The sequence below is a fragment of the Bacillus sp. 5RYD7K genome, from assembly GCF_059831465.1.
Genome location: NZ_CP191200.1, coordinates 1,876,796 through 1,894,289 on the forward strand (window position 1 = coordinate 1,876,796; position 17,494 = coordinate 1,894,289).

Sequence of the window (17,494 nt, forward strand, 5' to 3'; positions counted from 1 at the left end):
TTCCGTATCATATGAGAAGGTCTTTCAAAAGATCTTTTTTCAGGAGGAAAAGTGAATGAGTAAAAACCGTCGATTATTTACATCTGAATCTGTTACCGAGGGTCATCCGGATAAAATCTGTGACCAAATTTCTGACAGCATCTTAGATGAGATTTTAAAAAAAGACCCGAACGCGCGCGTAGCCTGTGAAACATCTGTAACGACAGGCCTTGTGCTGGTAAGCGGAGAGATTACAACATCAACATACGTTGACATTCCGAAAACAGTCCGTGAAACGATTAAAGAAATCGGCTACACACGGGCAAAATACGGATTTGATGCGGAGACTTGCGCTGTTTTAACATCAATTGATGAACAGTCTGCGGATATCGCGATGGGTGTCGATCAGGCTCTTGAAGCGCGTGAAGGCACAATGAGCGATGCTGAAATCGAAGCTATCGGAGCAGGTGACCAAGGTCTGATGTTCGGTTATGCGTGTAACGAAACGAAAGAGCTTATGCCGCTTCCGATCTCTTTGGCGCATAAATTGGCCCGCCGTTTGAGCGAAGTCCGCAAAGAAGACATTCTTCCGTACCTTCGCCCTGACGGAAAAACGCAAGTTACCGTTGAATATGATGAAAACAACAAGCCGGTCCGCATCGACGCGATCGTCATCTCAACTCAGCACCATCCGGAAATTACGCTTGAGCAGATTCAGCGCAATCTGAAAGAGCATGTCATTAACCCTGTCGTGCCAGAGGAACTGATTGATGACGAAACAAAATACTTCATCAACCCTACGGGACGTTTCGTAATCGGCGGTCCTCAAGGCGATGCGGGACTTACCGGCCGTAAAATCATCGTTGACACATACGGCGGATATGCACGCCACGGCGGCGGTGCATTCTCCGGTAAGGATGCGACGAAAGTAGACCGTTCAGCGGCTTACGCTGCGAGATACGTAGCGAAAAACATCGTGGCTGCAGGACTTGCTGATTCTTGTGAAGTGCAGCTTGCATACGCAATCGGCGTGGCACAGCCTGTATCTATTTCCATCAATACATTTGATACAGGAAAAGCTTCTGAAGAGAAACTGATCGAAGTCGTACGGAATAACTTCGACCTGAGACCTGCCGGCATTATTAAAATGCTTGATTTGCGCCGTCCGATCTATAAGCAGACTGCCGCTTACGGCCACTTCGGACGTCACGATGTGGATCTTCCTTGGGAGCGTACTGACAAGGCGGATGCGCTTCGCAAAGAAGCACTAGGAGAATAATTTTATAGCCGCTTATTTAAGCGGCTTTCCCTTTTTGCAGATGCTGCCATGCTTATTTTTTACATAGCGTGAAACCAATGGCGTAACAAAGCGTCTATAAAAAGGGGGTCCAATTAGAAAATTACACTTATGGAGGCTATACTATGTGTGGATTTGTCGGTGTTTTTAATAAGCATCCATTAACTCAAACCGCAGATCAAGAAGAGCTAATCAAACAAATGAACCAAATGATCGTTCACCGCGGTCCTGACAGCGATGGGTATTATCATGATGAGCACGTCGGATTCGGCTTCAGACGGCTCAGTATTATTGACGTAGAAAACGGCGGACAGCCTTTATCATATGAAGATGAGAAATATTGGATCATTTTTAACGGCGAAATCTATAACTACATTGAATTGAGAGAAGAGCTTGAAGCGAAAGGCTACACTTTCAATACAGATTCCGATACCGAGGTGCTCCTTGCGACATACCGTCATTATAAAGAAGAAGCTGCTTCAAAGCTTCGCGGAATGTTTGCGTTTTTAATCTGGAACAAAACTGACCGTGTCATGTACGGCGCGAGAGACCCGTTCGGCATTAAACCGCTGTATTACACAACCATCGGGGACAAAGTGTATTTTGCATCTGAAAGAAAAAGTTTAATGGCCGCTCAAAACGGTATTGATCTCGATAAAGCTTCTTTACAGCAATATATGTCTTTCCAATTCGTTCCTGAACCGGGCACGCTTGACGCTGAAGTGAAAAAAGTCGAGCCGGGCAGCCAGTTTACGATCCGCCCGGAAGGCGAAATCACGTTTAAAACGTATTTCAAAGCGAACTTTAAGCCCGTTCAGTCCGATGAAGATAAATTGGTGAAAGAAGTCAGAGACGCAATCTTTGACTCTGTCAAAGTCCACATGAGAAGTGACGTTCCTGTCGGCTCGTTTCTATCCGGCGGCATCGACTCTTCTTTTATCGTCTCAGTTGCGAAAGAATTTCACCCGAACCTTAAAACATTTTCTGTCGGCTTTGAACAGCAGGGTTTCAGTGAGGTTGACGTAGCGAAGGAAACAGCTGCCGCGCTCGGGATTGAAAATATCAGCAAAGTCATTTCTCCTGAGGAGTATATGAACGAGCTTCCGAAAATCGTGTGGCACTTTGATGACCCGCTTGCAGATCCGGCGGCGATTCCTTTGTATTTTGTCGCGAAAGAAGCGAAAAAGCATGTAACGGTTGCGTTATCCGGGGAAGGCGCGGACGAGCTGTTCGGCGGGTACAATATTTACCGCGAACCGCTGTCGCTTAAACCGTTTGAACGCATTCCGTCCGGTCTGAAAAAAATGCTTCTTCATGTGGCGTCCGTCATGCCGGAAGGAATGAGAGGAAAAAGCCTCTTAGTCCGCGGCTGTACACCGCTTGAGGACCGTTATATCGGAAATGCGAAGATTTTTGAAGAGCCTGTGAAAAAACAGCTGCTCAAACATTACAACCCAGAGCTTTCATACCGTGATGTTACGAAGCCGTACTTTACGGAAAGCCGTTCATACAGCGACATTAATAAAATGCAGTATGTCGACATTCACACGTGGATGCGCGGCGACATCCTGTTAAAGGCTGACAAAATGACGATGGCTAACTCATTGGAGCTGCGCGTGCCGTTCCTTGATAAAGTCGTGTTTGACGTGGCATCTAAAATTCCGGATGAACTGAAAACGAAAAACGGTACGACGAAATACCTTCTGCGTAAAGCCGCTGAAGGAGTTGTGCCTGATCATGTGCTGAACCGCAAAAAACTCGGTTTCCCTGTGCCGATCCGCCACTGGCTGAAAAATGAAATGAACGAATGGGTGCGCAACATCATTCGTGAAAGTGAAACAGACGCTTATATTGAAAAGGATTATGTCCTTCAGCTTCTGGAAGATCATTGCGCCGACAGAGCGGACAACAGCCGCAAAATTTGGACCGTGCTGATCTTCATGATCTGGCACAGCATCAATGTTGAAAAAAGACTGGTGCCGGAAGAGCTGAATCACCAGCCGAAAGAAGTCATTTTCGTTTAATCCAAAAGGCTTTCGATGTTATCGAAAGCCTTTTTTTCTATTGTTTTATGTAAACCGTCTATTCCGCTATGTTTTCAGTAAAGTATTACGCAATATTCAGAAAAAGGTTATAATAGGACTAATCGGGCAGATGCCGGAAAGTGCTTTCTGGCTATTTCGTCTCGGTTTGTTACTTTTCTGTCAAAATCAGGGGGGAGAGTTATGCAAAACAAAGGAAAAACGCTTCACCGCGGTTTGGAAGAGAGGCATATCTCGCTTATGTCTTTGGGCGCCGCGATAGGGGTCGGACTGTTTCTCGGGTCAGCTTCTGCCATAAAGCTTGCAGGACCGGGGATTTTAGCCGCTTACGCCTGCAGCGGGCTGGTCATGTTTTTTATTATGCGGGCATTAGGGGAAATGGCGATTCAAAAGCCTGTTGCCGGCTCATTCAGCCGCTATGCAAGAGATTATCTCGGACCGCTGGCTGGTTTTTTAACAGGCTGGAATTATTGGTTTTTATGGGTCGTGACCTGTATGGCGGAAATCACCGCGGTCGGCATTTATATGGGCTACTGGTTCCCTGACGTGCCGTCATGGATCTGGGCGCTTTGTGCACTCGTCATTATGACAGCTGTCAACTTTCTGGCGGTCAAAGCGTATGGTGAACTTGAATTCTGGTTTGCGCTCATTAAAGTCTTGGCGATTCTGTCAATGATTGCGATCGGTCTGGTGATGATCGTATTCGGTCTCGGAAACGGAGGCGTCGCGCTTGGAATCAGCAATTTATGGAGCAACGGCGGCTTTTTCCCGAATGGGATTAAAGGGGTGCTGCTGTCGCTGCAAATGGTCATGTTTGCATATCTCGGAATTGAGCTGATCGGTGTCACAGCCGGTGAGGTCAAAAATCCGGAAAAATCATTGGCGCGGGCCATTGATACGGTTTTTTGGCGCATTCTCATTTTTTACGTCGGAGCTTTATTTGTCATTATGTCAATTTATCCGTGGCAGGAAATCGGTTCAGGCGGCAGTCCGTTTGTTTTGACATTTGAAAAAATCGGAATTCCCGCAGCAGCCGGAATCATTAATTTTGTCGTTTTGACGGCGGCTCTTTCTTCCTGCAACAGCGGGATCTTCAGCACGGGACGCATGCTGTTTAATCTCGCGGAGCAAAATGAAGCCCCGAAAGCCTACGGCACGGTCACAAAAGGCGGCGTGCCGGGAAAAGCGGTATTGGTTTCAGCGGGTGCGTTATGCATCGGCGTTCTGCTGAACTACGTGGTGCCGGCGAAAGTGTTTACGTGGGTGACAAGCATTGCGACGTTCGGAGCAATTTGGACATGGTCGATTATTTTGCTTTCCCAAATGAAATACCGTAAAAGTTTACAGCCGGAAGAACGGAAAAAACTGAAATATAAAATGCCTTTATACCCTTTTTCCTCATACATCTCACTGGCTTTTCTCGCATTTGTCGTTGTGCTGATGGCTTTTGATGCAGAAACCAGGGTTGCTGTCATCATCGGCCCTGTCTGGTTCGGCATTTTATTAGCAGCCTATTACGGGAAAGGCTTCCACAAAAGAAAACACATAAACCTGGAAAACGGACAGACATTCGCTGAAAAAGCGTAAAAAAAGAGCCCGCTGAAATGGGCTCTTTTTTCATAGGATCGGGTAAAAGGGGGAAGAATAAAACAAATTCCTGAACATTTTGCTACTGTTTCCTGACAATCAGCGGAACGCAAATGGTTATTACTTAAATAATATTTTGAAAAATGGTACAGTAGTAAAACAAAGCTGATCTTTTTTATTTCTCTTGCAGTGTTTTATAGTATCGGCCTTTTTCAACATATTCCGTTCTGATTCTTTCCATGTCCCGTATGTCTTCTTCTGTCAGCCGGCGGATGACCTTTGCGGGCCGGCCGAACGCAAGACAGCCGGGAGGAATGGTTTTGCCCGGAGGAACGAGACTTCCGGCGCCGATAAACGCGCCTTCTCCGATTTCCGCCCCGTCCAGAATGACGGAGCCCATACCGATTAAAGCATTCTTTCTGATGACTGCGCTGTGCAGTGTAACCTGATGGCCGATCGTGACGTCATCTTCAATAAGAAGCGGGCGGCCGGGACTTTGATGCAGACAGCTCAAGTCTTGTATGCTGACTCTTTTTCCGATCCTTGTCGGCGCAACATCCCCGCGGATGACGGCTGAGAACCAAATGCTTGATTGTTCTCCGATCACGACGTCACCCGTAATGACGGCGTTATCCGCGATAAACGCATCAGGATGTATATCCGGCGTAAATTGTTTATAAGGGTAGATTATCATGTCTCATCCTTCTTTCTTTAAATTTATGTAAGAGGTGAACTGCATGTGGACTTGGAAAGCAGACAGGCCCGTCGGTACCATTGTCATCATCCACGGGGCAAGTGAATATCACGGGCGTTATAAATGGCTCGTTGAAATGTGGAGATCTTCCGGATATAACGTGGTGATGGGCGATTTGCCGGGTCAGGGAACATCCACCCGCGCCAGAGGGCATATTCGCTCTTTCCAAGAATACATTGATGAAGTAGATATATGGATTGATCAAGCGAGAACGCTTGAAGCACCCGTTTTCCTTCTGGGCCACAGCATGGGCGGACTGATTGCGATAGAATGGTTTAAGCAGCAGAGAAATCCCCGCATTACGGCACTCATTTTATCATCACCTTGTCTCGGGCTGCAAATAAAAGTCAATAAAGTGCTTGATTTTGCGTCTAAAGGGCTGAATGTCCTCGCTCCGTCCATCAGAGTGGACTCCGGTTTATCACCTGATATGGCGACAAGGAATGCGGATATGATTGAAGCGGATCAAAACGATTCTTTATATGTCACGAAAGTATCTGTAAGATGGTACAGAGAGCTTATAAAAACGATTGATGCCGCTATGGTGCCGACCGATGCGTTTTTAAAGGTGCCGCTTTTGCTTATGCAGGGCGGTGATGACAAAATCGTCGATAAAATGAAAGTCCGCAAATGGTTTGCCGGTGTGGCTTCCCATAATAAGTCTTACCGGGAGTGGGAAGGGCTTTATCATGAAATTTTTAATGAACCGGAAAGAGAAGCTGTGTTTAAGGCGGCGAAAGCCTTTACAGATCAGTATATTTGAATTCGCTGGGGGTGCATATGTTGACAGTACCGGAACATCCTTTTAACCTTATGGCAAAAGTGTATCGGGAAATTTTTCCGCTCGTTCATCAGGAATTGAATATGTGGCGGGAAAAATCAGATTCCATTAAAAATACCGAGCTGCGGCAGCAGGCGGCCGCAAGTATCCGTGATAAATCGTTTCATTGTGAAGGCGGCGGCATTTTAGCACTGCTGTCGGGAGAGCAAAAAGAGAAGTGTGTGCAATTTATCATTGCGTATCAGACGATCAGTGATTATCTGGACAATCTGTGCGACCGCAGCACATCGCTTGACCCGGAGGATTTCCGCATGCTTCACCTTTCCATGCGTGACGCGCTGACGGTGGGTGCAGAGGTGCAGCCGTACTATCAGTACAGAGAGGAGCAGGATGACGGCGGTTATCTTCATGAGCTGGTCAAAACATGCCAGCGGGTGCTTGGGTCAATAGAACACTACAGCCTTATTAAACCTTATCTGCTTGAGCTGTGCGATTATTATTGCGATCTTCAGGTTCATAAGCATGTCGTAGAACATGAACGCGTTCCGAGGCTTAAAGCCTGGTTTGAGCAGTATCAGTCAAAGCTTCCGGAAATGGAATGGTTTGAGTTCTCGGCCTGCGCCGGTTCGACGTTAGGCATTTTCTGTCTCGTTGCTTACTCATTCCAGCCAGATTTTAACGAACATACCGCTGAGAAAATCCGCAGCAGTTATTTTCCGTACATACAAGGCCTGCACATTCTGCTCGATTATTTAATTGACCAGGAAGAGGATCTGCTTGAAGGCGATTTGAATTTCTGCACGTATTATCAGTCTCATGAAGAAATGATGCAGAGACTGAAGCATTTTATTGAAAAAGCGGATGAACATCTGCACGGCATTCCGCATGAAAACTTCCACCGGCTGATTAACAGGGGGCTGCTCGGCGTCTATTTATCCGATGACAAAGTCGCCAGCCAAAAAGAAATGGGCCGCCTCGCGCGAAAGCTGATCAGAGCAAGCGGCAAAACGTCATTTTTCTTTTATATCAACGGAAGAGCCTACCGCAAATTTCAGAAGATGGCTTGGACGAAAAGTTCGTAATGGGTGAACTGCGCCTTTCGTGTGTGTATATCATGAAGGTGCGGTTTTTTTATTCTTATGTGAAGAATGAAACATTGTTTGCGCAGGCATAATATGATATTTTAATTTTATGAAAAAATTAAAGTATTTAGTCATCATAGGATTAATTTCCATGACGGGCGGCTGCTCCGTCATACATGCTTTCGCCGGCTATCATCCCGTATTAATAGCGCATAGGGGCTCTTCTGCGATTGAACCGGAGCATACTGCTTTATCCTATGCACGTGCCATTAAAGACAAAGCAGACTATATTGAGATAGACTTAAGGGAGACAAAGGACGGCCATCTGATTGCAATTCATGATAAAACGGTCGATCGGACAACTGATGGTAAAGGATTGACAGAGGATCTGTCTTTGGCTGAGATCAAAAAACTGAATGCCGGAAAAGGAGAAAAGATTTTAACGATTGAAGAAATCATAGAGAAATTCGGACAAACTGCCAATTACTATATTGAGACAAGAGAAAGCAACGGCAGCCTGGTGATGGAAAAGAAGCTGATTGACATATTACAAAAATATAAGCTGATTTCCAGTCATAAAGCGGTCATTGAATCCTTTAGCGAGAAGAGCTTAAAGAAAGTTCGATCTATGAATAAAAACGTCCCTCTTGTTCGGTTATTAAAAGATAAAGAGGCTGAGAACATAAATGATAAGCAGCTGCAAGCCATCAGAACATATGCTGATACAGTCGGTCTTAATGCTAAATTAACAAATGAAGCCGCCGTCAAACGTATCCATCACAATAAGATGAAGGTTCACGTCTTTTTTGATAAGGAAGATGAGCGGGCTCTGACGCCGATTATGCTGAAACAAAAAGTAGATGGGGTATTTACAAACAATCCCGCATATACACGTAACGTGCTGCAAAAGCAGTAAATAAAAAGAGACATGCGCATTTACGCTGTCTCTTTTTCTAATGGTTTCTTTTTTGCTGCAAGGTGCATTGCAAATTTGCCGATCAGCCCGATGACGAAAAATGCGGCAAACCACCAATAATAGGTTTTTGCGAACTCAAATCCTAAATGCCTTGATAAGATGATGACGAACATGACATAGGGAACACTGGAAAATATGATGCGAAGAATATTCAAACTGCTGCCCCTCCCGGATGTTACATTTAAACATGTACTTTTTTCCATTATTAATGGTAAGGGACTTTTGAAAAAATGTAAACACCATTCACAAAAAGAATCGGCCTGTCATATACGGGCCGATTCTTTATTTGCCGGCAGATTTCTTTTCAATCGCTATAATAAACGGTGGGTCGTTTCGCTGGTTGAGAAAGCCGTAGCTCAGCACGCGGGCTTTTTCCTGATCAAGATTGCTGCAGTACTCCAGTAATGCACTTTTTTCCGTCTTGCCTTCAGGATGACCGTGGTAGACAACGAGAACGATCAGCCCGTTTTCCTTCAGCAGCTCAAGGAGCTGTTCGATGGCAGAAATGGTTGAGCGGCCGTTTGTCGTAATGGTTTTATCGCCGCCGGGCAGATAGCCGAGATTAAATACCGCACAAGCCACATGCCCGTGCACTTCCTTGGGCAGAGAGGCCTTGATTTGATCATGGCTCTTATGGTGAAGCGTGACGCGCGGGCTGAAGGCGGCACCGAGCCGCTCCTTCGTTTTGGCGAGTGCGTCCGCTTGAATATCGAAGGCATGAACATGTCCTGTCTCACCGACAAGGCCTGCCAGAAAATATGTATCATGTCCGTTGCCCATCGTCGCGTCAACCGTGATATCTCCTTCTTGTGCGGCTGACTTCAGCAATTCTTTACTGAAAGGGAGGATATGCATCAAGGTCATAGGGCAGTCTCCTCCCCGATTTTCCTGAAAAGCTTTCCTTGATAGCTTCCGCGTGCTTCCAGCTCTTTTTGAATGGCGCCCAGTACTTCCCATTTGTTGACGCTCCACATCGGCCCGACCATTAATTCAATCGGCCCGTCTCCCGTAATGCGGTGAACGATCATTTCCGGGGGAATGATTTCGAGCTGATCACATACAAGCTGGACATATTCTTCCTGAGAAAGAAATTCGAGCTTTCCTTTTTCATACTGCTTCACCATCGGTGTGCCTTTTAATAAATGAAGCAGGTGAATTTTGATGCCTTGAACATCCAAATCGGCAACCGCTTTGGCCGTTTCCATCATCATGTCCCTGTTTTCGAGCGGAAGCCCGTTAATGATATGGGAACAAACGCGGATGCCGTGTTTTCTCAGCTTATTGACGCCCTCAACATAGCAGTCAAAATCATGGGCGCGGTTGATCAGAAGGGCGGTCCGCTCATGTACGGTCTGCAGCCCGAGCTCAACCCACAAATATGTCCGCTCATTCAGTTCGGCTAAATATTCCACGACATCATCGGGCAGGCAGTCCGGACGGGTTGCGATAGACATGCCGACAACGCCGTCAAGCTTGAGTACGGATTCAAATTTCTCACGCAGCTCCTCTACCGGAGCATGCGTATTCGTGAAAGCTTGAAAATATGCGATATATTTGCCGTCTTTCCACTTTTCGTGCATGCGGTTTTTGATATCGTGAAATTGCGTGATTAAGTCATCGGCCCGGTTGCCGGCAAAATCGCCGGAGCCCGCAGCGCTGCAGAACGTGCAGCCGCCGTGTGCAACCGTGCCGTCCCGATTCGGACAGTCAAAACCGCCGTCAAGCGCGACTTTAAACACTTTATTTCCGAAATGCTCCCGCAGATGATAATTTAATGTATGGTACCGTTTTTCCGTATTTGAATAAGGAAAAGGGTTATTCTCGTTCAATGTTCAAAAAGCCTCCCTCACATCAGATGCATCCTAAAATTGTAGCATGAATGATGGGGGTTCACAATGTGAAAACAGATGCGGCTTTCTTTTGCTTATTATGACTGCAGACAGAATTCTCATTCCTTTAGCTGATATACGGAAAATTTGGTTCACTTTCCTGCAACCTTCGGGTGTTATTCATTTTTCATCCGCTCAAACTAAATTTGATTTCCATTCACTGAGGAGGGGTTTCGTTGGCAACAAGACAATCAGTAGATGAACATCTCCAAAGAAGCGAACAGGCGTATGAATTTGCGAATGAGCAATTTATAACCGCTTCAAAACAAGAGCATTATAATGATAATGAGTACAGTGAAGCGCAAATGATGCTTGAAAACGCGGTGAATGAATTAAACAAGCTGTCATTATCTGCGAATGATCAGCAGAGAGAACAGCTTTACCGAATGAGGCTGCAGCTGCAGACTTTGCAAAACAATATGATTTTGCAGCGTAATTTCGATTACTGACCGCGCTGTCTCAGATGGTGCAAAAAACCCTGCCGGAATCCCGGCGGGTTTTTTTGTATTTCTTTTCAAAAAAGAATTGACAATAAGGCGGAGTGTGTTTATTGTATTATGTGTACTACTTGACGTAATACACTACAAACACTTAAAAAAATAAAAACGACATATAAATGCTGAGCAAAGGAAAGGAGAGCTTTCATGAAAAACAAAAGATCCGTAAAACAAGATGTGCCTCTTATTATCGCCGCTTCGGTTTTGGCCAGCAGTCTGTTTGTCATTCTTGTCGTCATCGGTTTTCAGTGGCAGAACATTTAAAGAAATCGAGCAGCTCGTAAAAGAAAGAAGGGAAGTAAATGATTCAAATCGACCCGAGAAGCTCAACTCCGATTTATGAGCAAATCATACAGCAATTGAAAGAGCTTTGTTTGAAAGGGATCATGAAGCCGGGGGATAAACTTCCTTCTGTCAGAGAATTGGCAACGATCATTATCGCCAATCCGAATACCGTCAGCAAAGCGTACAAGGAGCTTGAACGCGATGGCGTCATTGAAACGCTGAGGGGAAGAGGAACGTATATATCGGAGAATGCAAAAAAGACATTGGTTGAAGGGAAGATGACGATGATAAAAGAGCAATTGAAACAGCTCATCATCGATGCCCATTACGCGGGAGTTGAGCTGGAGCAGCTGCAGGAATGGATAAAGGAAATCAGCGCTGATGTGAAAGGAGGCACGGATCATGATTGAATTGCGTAATCTCTCAAAAACAATTGACAGTAAAGAAGTGCTCAAAGACATTTCACTTACTATCGGAAAAGGAGAAATTTTCGGGCTGCTTGGCCGAAACGGATCAGGGAAAACAACGCTGCTCCGGCTCATTCAGCAGATTCTCCTGCCGGATCAAGGAACGGTTTTATTTAATCAGGTGGAAATAAAGCGGCACCCAAAAGTAAAACAGAATATCATTTATATGCCTGTTGAAAATCCTTTTTATGACAAATATACATATAAACAGCTTGTTGCGATTGTAAGCAGAATCTATCCGAATTTTGATGTGACTTACGCCAATGAGCTGATGAACAGGTACAATATTCCGGAAACGAAGAAATACCGTGAACTATCAACAGGGCTGAAAAAACAGCTCGCGCTCGTCCTTGCCTTTGCTTCACGGCCGGCACTGATTCTTTTGGATGAACCGACGGACGGCATTGACGCCGTAACACGTCATGACGTGCTTCAGCTTATGGTGGACGAAGTCGCTGAACGGGAAACGAGCATCCTGATTACCTCACATCGTTTAGAAGATATTGAGCGAATGTGCAACCGGATCGGATTTTTGGAAGGCAGCCAGCTGACGAATGTGATGGATTTGGATGATATGAAGGAAGAATACATAAAAATCCAAATGGCGTTTGAAGAGGATGTCAACTTGATGATCAGAGAACAAAACATACCGATTCTCGACCATGCCGGTGTATTTTATACAGTGCTGATTCCGAAAAACGATGAGAAGAAAAAGAAATTTCTGCAAGAGCTGCGGCCGAAAGTATGGAACGAACTTCCTGTGAATTTAGAAGAAGTCTTCATCGCGAAGTTTGGGGGGAACCGGAGATGGTAGACAGGGGATTGCTGTACAGAGAATGGATGCAGAATCGAACTGTTCTCGTGATGGTCGGTATTTTTTTAGCGGCAGTTAATCCGTTTGAAGTATTAAATACCTATCTGGTCTACCAAGGCTGTCTGGATACCCACGGAGCATATTGTAAGTTTTATGTGAATTCTTTGGATAGCAGAATGCTGAGCTTGAACTGGGCGCCCGCTGTGATTTTGGCGGTTTGCTTATTCGGACTGGAGCGTACGAAAGGAACGATTGATGCGCTGTTCAGTCTGCCTTATTCCCGCGCTCAGGTGTTTCACACCAAATTTTGGCTCGGAGCGGCGGTCATTGCCGGATTCCAAGTCATCGGCTACGGGCTGGCCGAGCTGCTCATTCTTCTGTTAAAGCCTGAGCGCGTATATTTCTTCCATCATTACAGCGTCGGTGAGATCATTGTGAGTATTTTGGCTTTTGCATTGGTCGCGAGTGCAGGCTGCTTAACGGGCAATACGTTCGCCCAGCTGTTAACGGCGTTTACTGTGTCGATAGCGCCTTACCTGATTATTTCGTTGCCGCTGACAAATGCGGAAGTCATCTTCGGGGTCGGCATGTATGAGCTGATGCCGTCAGTCAATGCTTACCTAAACGATTCGTTTCAATATCTGATTCCGATCATGTATGTTAATACGGATTGGGTATCTGCCAGCAAGTATATATTACTCATCCCGGCAGTGATGAGCATTGTATTTTATGCCATTGGGTACTTTTGCTATGTCAGACAGCCGGCGGAACGGAACGGCCGTTTTTTCCTCTGGAGACAGCTTGACCGCCCCGTTCAGATTGTAGTGATCATTATCGCCGTTCTCGGTTTTGGTCTGTCTGGGTATTCGACGGGCCATACAATGACAGGATATGTAGTCGGGATGCTTGTCGGAGGAGCGGTTGGGTTTTTGGTCAGTTATTTTGTAATTTATAAAAAAACGAAGCATGTGTAAGAGAGGAGAACCGGAATGATACCGCGGGGACTATTGTACACGGAATGGAAGAAAAATCAGTGGCTGTTTATATTGTGCGGTATTTTTTTAATAGCAGCAAACCCTTTTATGGTTTATAACAACTACTCAACATATCAAGGATGTTTGAATAACCAAGTACTTCAAGATTGTGAATTTACGTTGAGTTATACGAATGGGTCGCTTCTTTCTTTCAGCTGGGTTGTGAGTGTCATCGTTGCTGCCTGCTTATTGGGTTTGGAACGGACCAAAGGAACGATGGATGCACTGTTAAGCATGCCTTACAGCAGAAGTCAAATTTACCAGACTAAATTCTGGCTTGGCACGGCAGTCATTGTTGTTCCTCAGGCGATAGGCTACGGAGCGGCGTCATTGCTCATATCTTTGCTGAAACCGAGCCATACGAACGATTTTGATCATTTTTCAATCGGAGTGATTGTGATCAGTTTTATGGCTTTCGCCCTGTTAATGGCAGCCGGCGCATTAACGGGACATATATTCGCCCAGCTGTTAACGGCGTTTACAGTAACGGTTCTGCCCTTTTTACTCATCGGTCTGCCGGCCGCGAATCTGGAGGTTGTTTTCGATATTAGTGTGGGAAATCAATTCTCTTTCATCAGCAGCTATATCGAATCTCGTCTTTTTGTATTTATAACTCCTATTGGATATGTGTTTAACGACTGGATCAGAGAAAGAGATTTAGTCTTAATAATTCCGGCAGTGATGAGCCTCGTCTTTTATTTGATCGGTTATGTCAGCTTTCTGAAACATCCGAATGAACGGAACGGCAGATTCTTTCTTTGGAGAAAATTGGACCGCCCGGTGCAGATTTTGGTGATTGTGTTTGCCGTTATGGGGTTTGGATTATTCGGATATGAAGTCACAAACACGATGTTCGGCTATTTAGCCGGCATGTTCTTCGGCGCTGTGATCGGGTTTTTTATCACTTATTTTACGGTTTACAGGAAAACAAAGCATATGTAGATTCGTTTGCAAATGAGAAGTTTGGGGGAAGGCAAGGTGCCGATTAACGGTTTGCTTTATAAAGAATGGAAGCAGCGGCAGACGCTGCTGCTGCTTACAGCGGGGTTCTTATCTATATTAGGCCCTTTGGCAATTATAAATGAGTATTTTCACTATAAAGATTGTTTGGGTGCGCTTCATCAATATTCAGGTTCAGTTTGTACATTCAGCATGAATTACAGCAATCAGAATTTGATTGGGCTGCACTTCATTCCTCCGGTTATATTGGGGCTTTTTCTGACAAGAGCGGGACGGGCTGAAAACATGTTCACATTGAGTCTGCCGTATTCGAGAAGCCGGATATTCCATACTAAGTTTTTGTTGGGAGCATCCGTGTTAGCCGGCTCGCAGCTTGTTTCTTACGGATTATCTGACATATTGTTTCTTGCGCTTAAACCTGACGCTGTAGATCATTTTCACTCATTCAGCGCCGGGATGCTGGTCATCAGCTTGATGATTTATGCATTAGTGACAGCCGCCGGCACGATAACAGGCAATTTAGCAGCACAGCTGATCACAGCGTTCATGGTCTCCGTTTTTCCGATCGTTGTCTTGATCATTTACCTGTTAAATGCTGAGTTCCTTTTTGGCAGCCAGTCTGTGCAGAATATTGATTTTCCTTGGAGCGGATTTCTGATCTATTTCATGCCTGCCGCTTACATCCATACACCATGGATGTATTACACGAAACATGCCTTGCTTATATCTGCCTTAATGGGATTTTGTTTCTATCTTTTCGGCTATGTGAATTTCCTGAAAATGCCGAGTGAGCGAAGCGGACATTTTATCTTAAACAAACATACAGAACGCATGATCCAAGGGCTGGTCATGGCGCTTAGTATGCTGGGAAGTGCGGGTGTATGCGGATATGCTTATAACGGTAACGGTTCATATACCGGTTACATATTCGGCATGCTGATCGGCGCGGTGATCGGGTTTTTCATCAGTTATTACTTCATCTATAAAAAAACGAAACAAATATAAAGGGGAGTGGTGTACGTGATAGAGGTACAGCATATCGATCATTCATTTAAAATCGGCAGGAAAGGCAGAGAGAGTCAGGTTCCGGTGCTGAAAGACGTCTCTTTGACGGTTGAAAAAGGGGAAATCGCCTGTATCGTCGGGCGAAGCGGTTCCGGAAAATCGACGCTTCTGAATTTAATTTCCGGCTACATAGCGCCGACGAAGGGGCGTATCGTCATTAACGGCACTGATGTGACGGGCTTCAGTGAAAAGGAGTGGGCTCAGTTCCGCCTCGGGCATTTCGGCTTTATTTTTCAAAGCTTCCAGCTCATTCCGAGTCTGACAACCTATGAAAATGTTGAAATGCCGCTTGCCCTAAAAGGAGTTAAACCGTCTGAACGGAAGCAGAAAGTCGCGGACATGCTGAAACGGGTCGGGCTTGAGAATCATGCGAATCATTATCCGAATGAGCTGTCAGGCGGCCAGCAGCAGCGTGTCAGCATCGCAAGAGCGCTGATTTTAAATCCGTCGATCATTTTAGCAGATGAGCCGACGGGAAGCCTTGATTCGGAAACGGAGCTTGAGGTGCTTGCATTAATTCAGCAGTTGAACCGGGAGCGCGGGATTACTTTTGTCATCATCACGCATGACGATGAAGTCGCTTCGATTGCGCACTCAAAATTCCAGCTGCATGACGGCGTATTAAAAGGGGGCGTTACTGTTGAGATTTAAGGATCAGGTTCACTTTATCAGAAGAAATATGAAGAAAAACCGCCTGCGTGTTTTCATGACTGTGCTTGCAACAACGATGGCATGTGCATTTTTGGTTGTGCTGGCCTCCGTCGGATTCGGCATACAAAAAACGATAACAGACATAACTATGAGCCAGCAGATCGTAACGGAAATAAGAGTGCTCGGCCAAGAGAACGGAAAAGCCGTGAAGAAATCAGACTTGGAAAAATATAAGAATGTCAAGTCTGTCGTTGAAAGAACCGAAGTATATGAACCGAATAAAGCGTCATTGGATAACAGGACAAACGAAGGTTCAACGGTCGTGTTAACGAACATGAAAGATGAAGTAAAAGCCAATATGGAGCTTGATCAGGGAAGAGTAGCCAAATCAGAAAATGAAATTGTGGTCGGTTATGATTTCGCGAAAAACCTATGGACGAAAAAAGAAGCTGAGGCTTACAACAAGGACTTAAAGGATCATCAAGACGATGTCTCGGACGTGAAAAAGCCAAAAGGCTATACGAAGGATCTGCTGAATAAAACCATACAGCTGAGCATTTCTAAGACGAACAATGATAGCGGAAAAACGGAAGGAACCAAAACATACGACTTTAAAATTGTCGGGATTACAAAAAAACCGTCCCAAGATTGGATGGAGGACACAAATATTTTTATCAGTGATCAATTCAAAAAGGATTTTTCGAAATTCTTAGATTTTAAAGGCGGAAATGCTGAAAAAAGCATAAAAGTCTACGCTGACAAATTTGACAATGTTGAACAGTTAACAAATGATTTGAGTGATGACGGTTATCAAGTCATGTCCGTCACAACCGAGCTGCAAGGCGTCAACACGTTTTTCCTCGTCTTTAAAATCGGTCTGATCTTTGTCGGCTTTATCGCCGTCGTCATTTCTGCCATCGGTATTTTCAATACGATGACGATGGCGGTTACGGAAAGAACGCAGGAAATCGGGATTATGAAAGCGATCGGCGCAAGCCCGTCCATCATCCGCAGAATGTTTTTGATGGAAAGCGCCTATATCGGAATATTAGGTTCTGTCATTGGTATTATCATTTCCTACGGAGTGAGTTTTGCCGTTAACCTGGCTGTCCCGCTTATTTTGGAAGCGGTAGGGGGAAATACCGGAGCTGAAGATCTTCATTATACCTTCTCTTATATTCCGCTCAGCCTCGTGGTGATCGCAGTGGTCATTTGTGCGGGGGTCGCGGTGATTTCGGGTATGAATCCGGCACGGAAAGCGACAAAAACCAACGTTCTGACCGCATTAAGAAGAGAATTGTAAAGAGAAAAAACCGGCTGGACGCAACAGCCGG

18 protein-coding genes are annotated in these 17,494 nt (G+C 45.3%); 14 read left to right on the top strand and 4 right to left on the bottom strand.

Annotated features, from left to right (window positions below; translation table 11 throughout):
* Positions 1-55 precede the first annotated feature (55 nt).
* The 3 genes from metK (at position 56) to alaP (ending at position 4,905) form a co-directional block, all read left to right on the top strand.
* Positions 56-1,258: a methionine adenosyltransferase gene (gene metK, locus ACQE26_RS09450; RefSeq protein WP_016938485.1), complete on the top strand. Its 1,203-nt coding sequence runs from the start codon at positions 56-58 to the stop codon at positions 1,256-1,258.
* A 143-nt stretch (positions 1,259-1,401) separates the two neighbouring features.
* Positions 1,402-3,300, top strand: coding sequence for an asparagine synthase (glutamine-hydrolyzing) (gene asnB / locus ACQE26_RS09455; protein ID WP_500471358.1), 1,899 nt, complete (start codon positions 1,402-1,404; stop codon positions 3,298-3,300).
* 201 nt (positions 3,301-3,501) lie between these two features.
* Positions 3,502-4,905, top strand: coding sequence for an alanine permease AlaP (gene alaP / locus ACQE26_RS09460; protein ID WP_438420442.1), 1,404 nt, complete (start codon positions 3,502-3,504; stop codon positions 4,903-4,905).
* Positions 4,906-5,080: 175 nt separating this feature from the next.
* Here alaP and ACQE26_RS09465 read toward each other — a convergent pair whose 3' ends face one another.
* Positions 5,081-5,596, bottom strand: a complete 516-nt coding sequence (locus ACQE26_RS09465; protein ID WP_101605599.1) for a gamma carbonic anhydrase — start codon at positions 5,594-5,596, stop codon at positions 5,081-5,083.
* Positions 5,597-5,642: 46 nt separating this feature from the next.
* Between ACQE26_RS09465 and ACQE26_RS09470 the strand changes: the two genes are divergently transcribed.
* The 3 genes from ACQE26_RS09470 (at position 5,643) to ACQE26_RS09480 (ending at position 8,438) form a co-directional block, all read left to right on the top strand.
* Entirely contained in the window at positions 5,643-6,422 is a 780-nt protein-coding gene (locus tag ACQE26_RS09470) for an alpha/beta hydrolase (protein ID WP_438420441.1), read from the top strand.
* A gap of 20 nt (positions 6,423-6,442) precedes the next feature.
* The gene (tbcS, locus tag ACQE26_RS09475) at positions 6,443-7,522 is read left to right on the top strand and encodes a tetraprenyl-beta-curcumene synthase (RefSeq protein ID WP_029575344.1); all 1,080 of its coding nucleotides are present in this window, start codon (positions 6,443-6,445) and stop codon (positions 7,520-7,522) included.
* 109 nt (positions 7,523-7,631) lie between these two features.
* On the top strand, positions 7,632-8,438 hold the full coding sequence (locus ACQE26_RS09480) for a glycerophosphodiester phosphodiesterase family protein (protein WP_500471359.1): 807 nt from the start codon (positions 7,632-7,634) through the stop codon (positions 8,436-8,438).
* Between the two features lie 20 nt (positions 8,439-8,458).
* On the opposite strand, the gene ACQE26_RS09485 is transcribed toward ACQE26_RS09480, so the two are convergent.
* From ACQE26_RS09485 to mnmL, 3 genes are all read right to left on the bottom strand, one after another.
* The gene (locus ACQE26_RS09485) at positions 8,459-8,653 is read right to left on the bottom strand and encodes a hypothetical protein (protein ID WP_500471360.1); all 195 of its coding nucleotides are present in this window, start codon (positions 8,651-8,653) and stop codon (positions 8,459-8,461) included.
* 127 nt (positions 8,654-8,780) lie between these two features.
* Positions 8,781-9,362 (bottom strand): tRNA 5-(aminomethyl)-2-thiouridylate-methyltransferase MnmM, encoded by a 582-nt coding sequence (gene mnmM, locus ACQE26_RS09490; protein WP_500471362.1) that lies wholly within the window; start codon positions 9,360-9,362, stop codon positions 8,781-8,783.
* Positions 9,359-10,327, bottom strand: a complete 969-nt coding sequence (gene mnmL / locus ACQE26_RS09495) for a tRNA modification radical SAM protein MnmL/YtqA (protein ID WP_500471363.1) — start codon at positions 10,325-10,327, stop codon at positions 9,359-9,361. The genes mnmM and mnmL overlap by 4 nt, the downstream gene beginning before the upstream one ends.
* 236 nt (positions 10,328-10,563) lie before the next feature.
* On the opposite strand from mnmL, the gene ACQE26_RS09500 reads away from it, so the two are divergent.
* The 8 genes from ACQE26_RS09500 (at position 10,564) to ACQE26_RS09535 (ending at position 17,463) form a co-directional block, all read left to right on the top strand.
* A complete protein-coding gene (locus ACQE26_RS09500; RefSeq protein ID WP_016938496.1) occupies positions 10,564-10,836 on the top strand; it encodes a YtzC family protein in 273 nt (90 codons plus the stop codon).
* 350 nt (positions 10,837-11,186) lie between these two features.
* Positions 11,187-11,579: a GntR family transcriptional regulator gene (locus ACQE26_RS09505; RefSeq protein ID WP_500471365.1), complete on the top strand. Its 393-nt coding sequence runs from the start codon at positions 11,187-11,189 to the stop codon at positions 11,577-11,579.
* Positions 11,572-12,450, top strand: a complete 879-nt coding sequence (locus ACQE26_RS09510) for an ABC transporter ATP-binding protein (protein WP_500471366.1) — start codon at positions 11,572-11,574, stop codon at positions 12,448-12,450. The genes ACQE26_RS09505 and ACQE26_RS09510 overlap by 8 nt, the downstream gene beginning before the upstream one ends.
* On the top strand, positions 12,444-13,424 hold the full coding sequence (locus tag ACQE26_RS09515; protein WP_500471368.1) for an ABC transporter permease subunit: 981 nt from the start codon (positions 12,444-12,446) through the stop codon (positions 13,422-13,424). The genes ACQE26_RS09510 and ACQE26_RS09515 overlap by 7 nt, the downstream gene beginning before the upstream one ends.
* Positions 13,425-13,439: 15 nt before the next feature.
* Complete coding sequence (locus tag ACQE26_RS09520; RefSeq protein ID WP_500471370.1) at positions 13,440-14,426, top strand: ABC transporter permease; 987 nt, start codon at positions 13,440-13,442, stop codon at positions 14,424-14,426.
* Between the two features lie 36 nt (positions 14,427-14,462).
* Positions 14,463-15,449: an ABC transporter permease gene (locus ACQE26_RS09525; RefSeq protein WP_438420435.1), complete on the top strand. Its 987-nt coding sequence runs from the start codon at positions 14,463-14,465 to the stop codon at positions 15,447-15,449.
* Positions 15,450-15,464: 15 nt separating this feature from the next.
* Entirely contained in the window at positions 15,465-16,160 is a 696-nt protein-coding gene (locus ACQE26_RS09530) for an ABC transporter ATP-binding protein (protein ID WP_060964501.1), read from the top strand.
* Positions 16,150-17,463: an ABC transporter permease gene (locus ACQE26_RS09535; RefSeq protein WP_500471371.1), complete on the top strand. Its 1,314-nt coding sequence runs from the start codon at positions 16,150-16,152 to the stop codon at positions 17,461-17,463. The genes ACQE26_RS09530 and ACQE26_RS09535 overlap by 11 nt, the downstream gene beginning before the upstream one ends.
* Positions 17,464-17,494 lie beyond the last annotated feature (31 nt).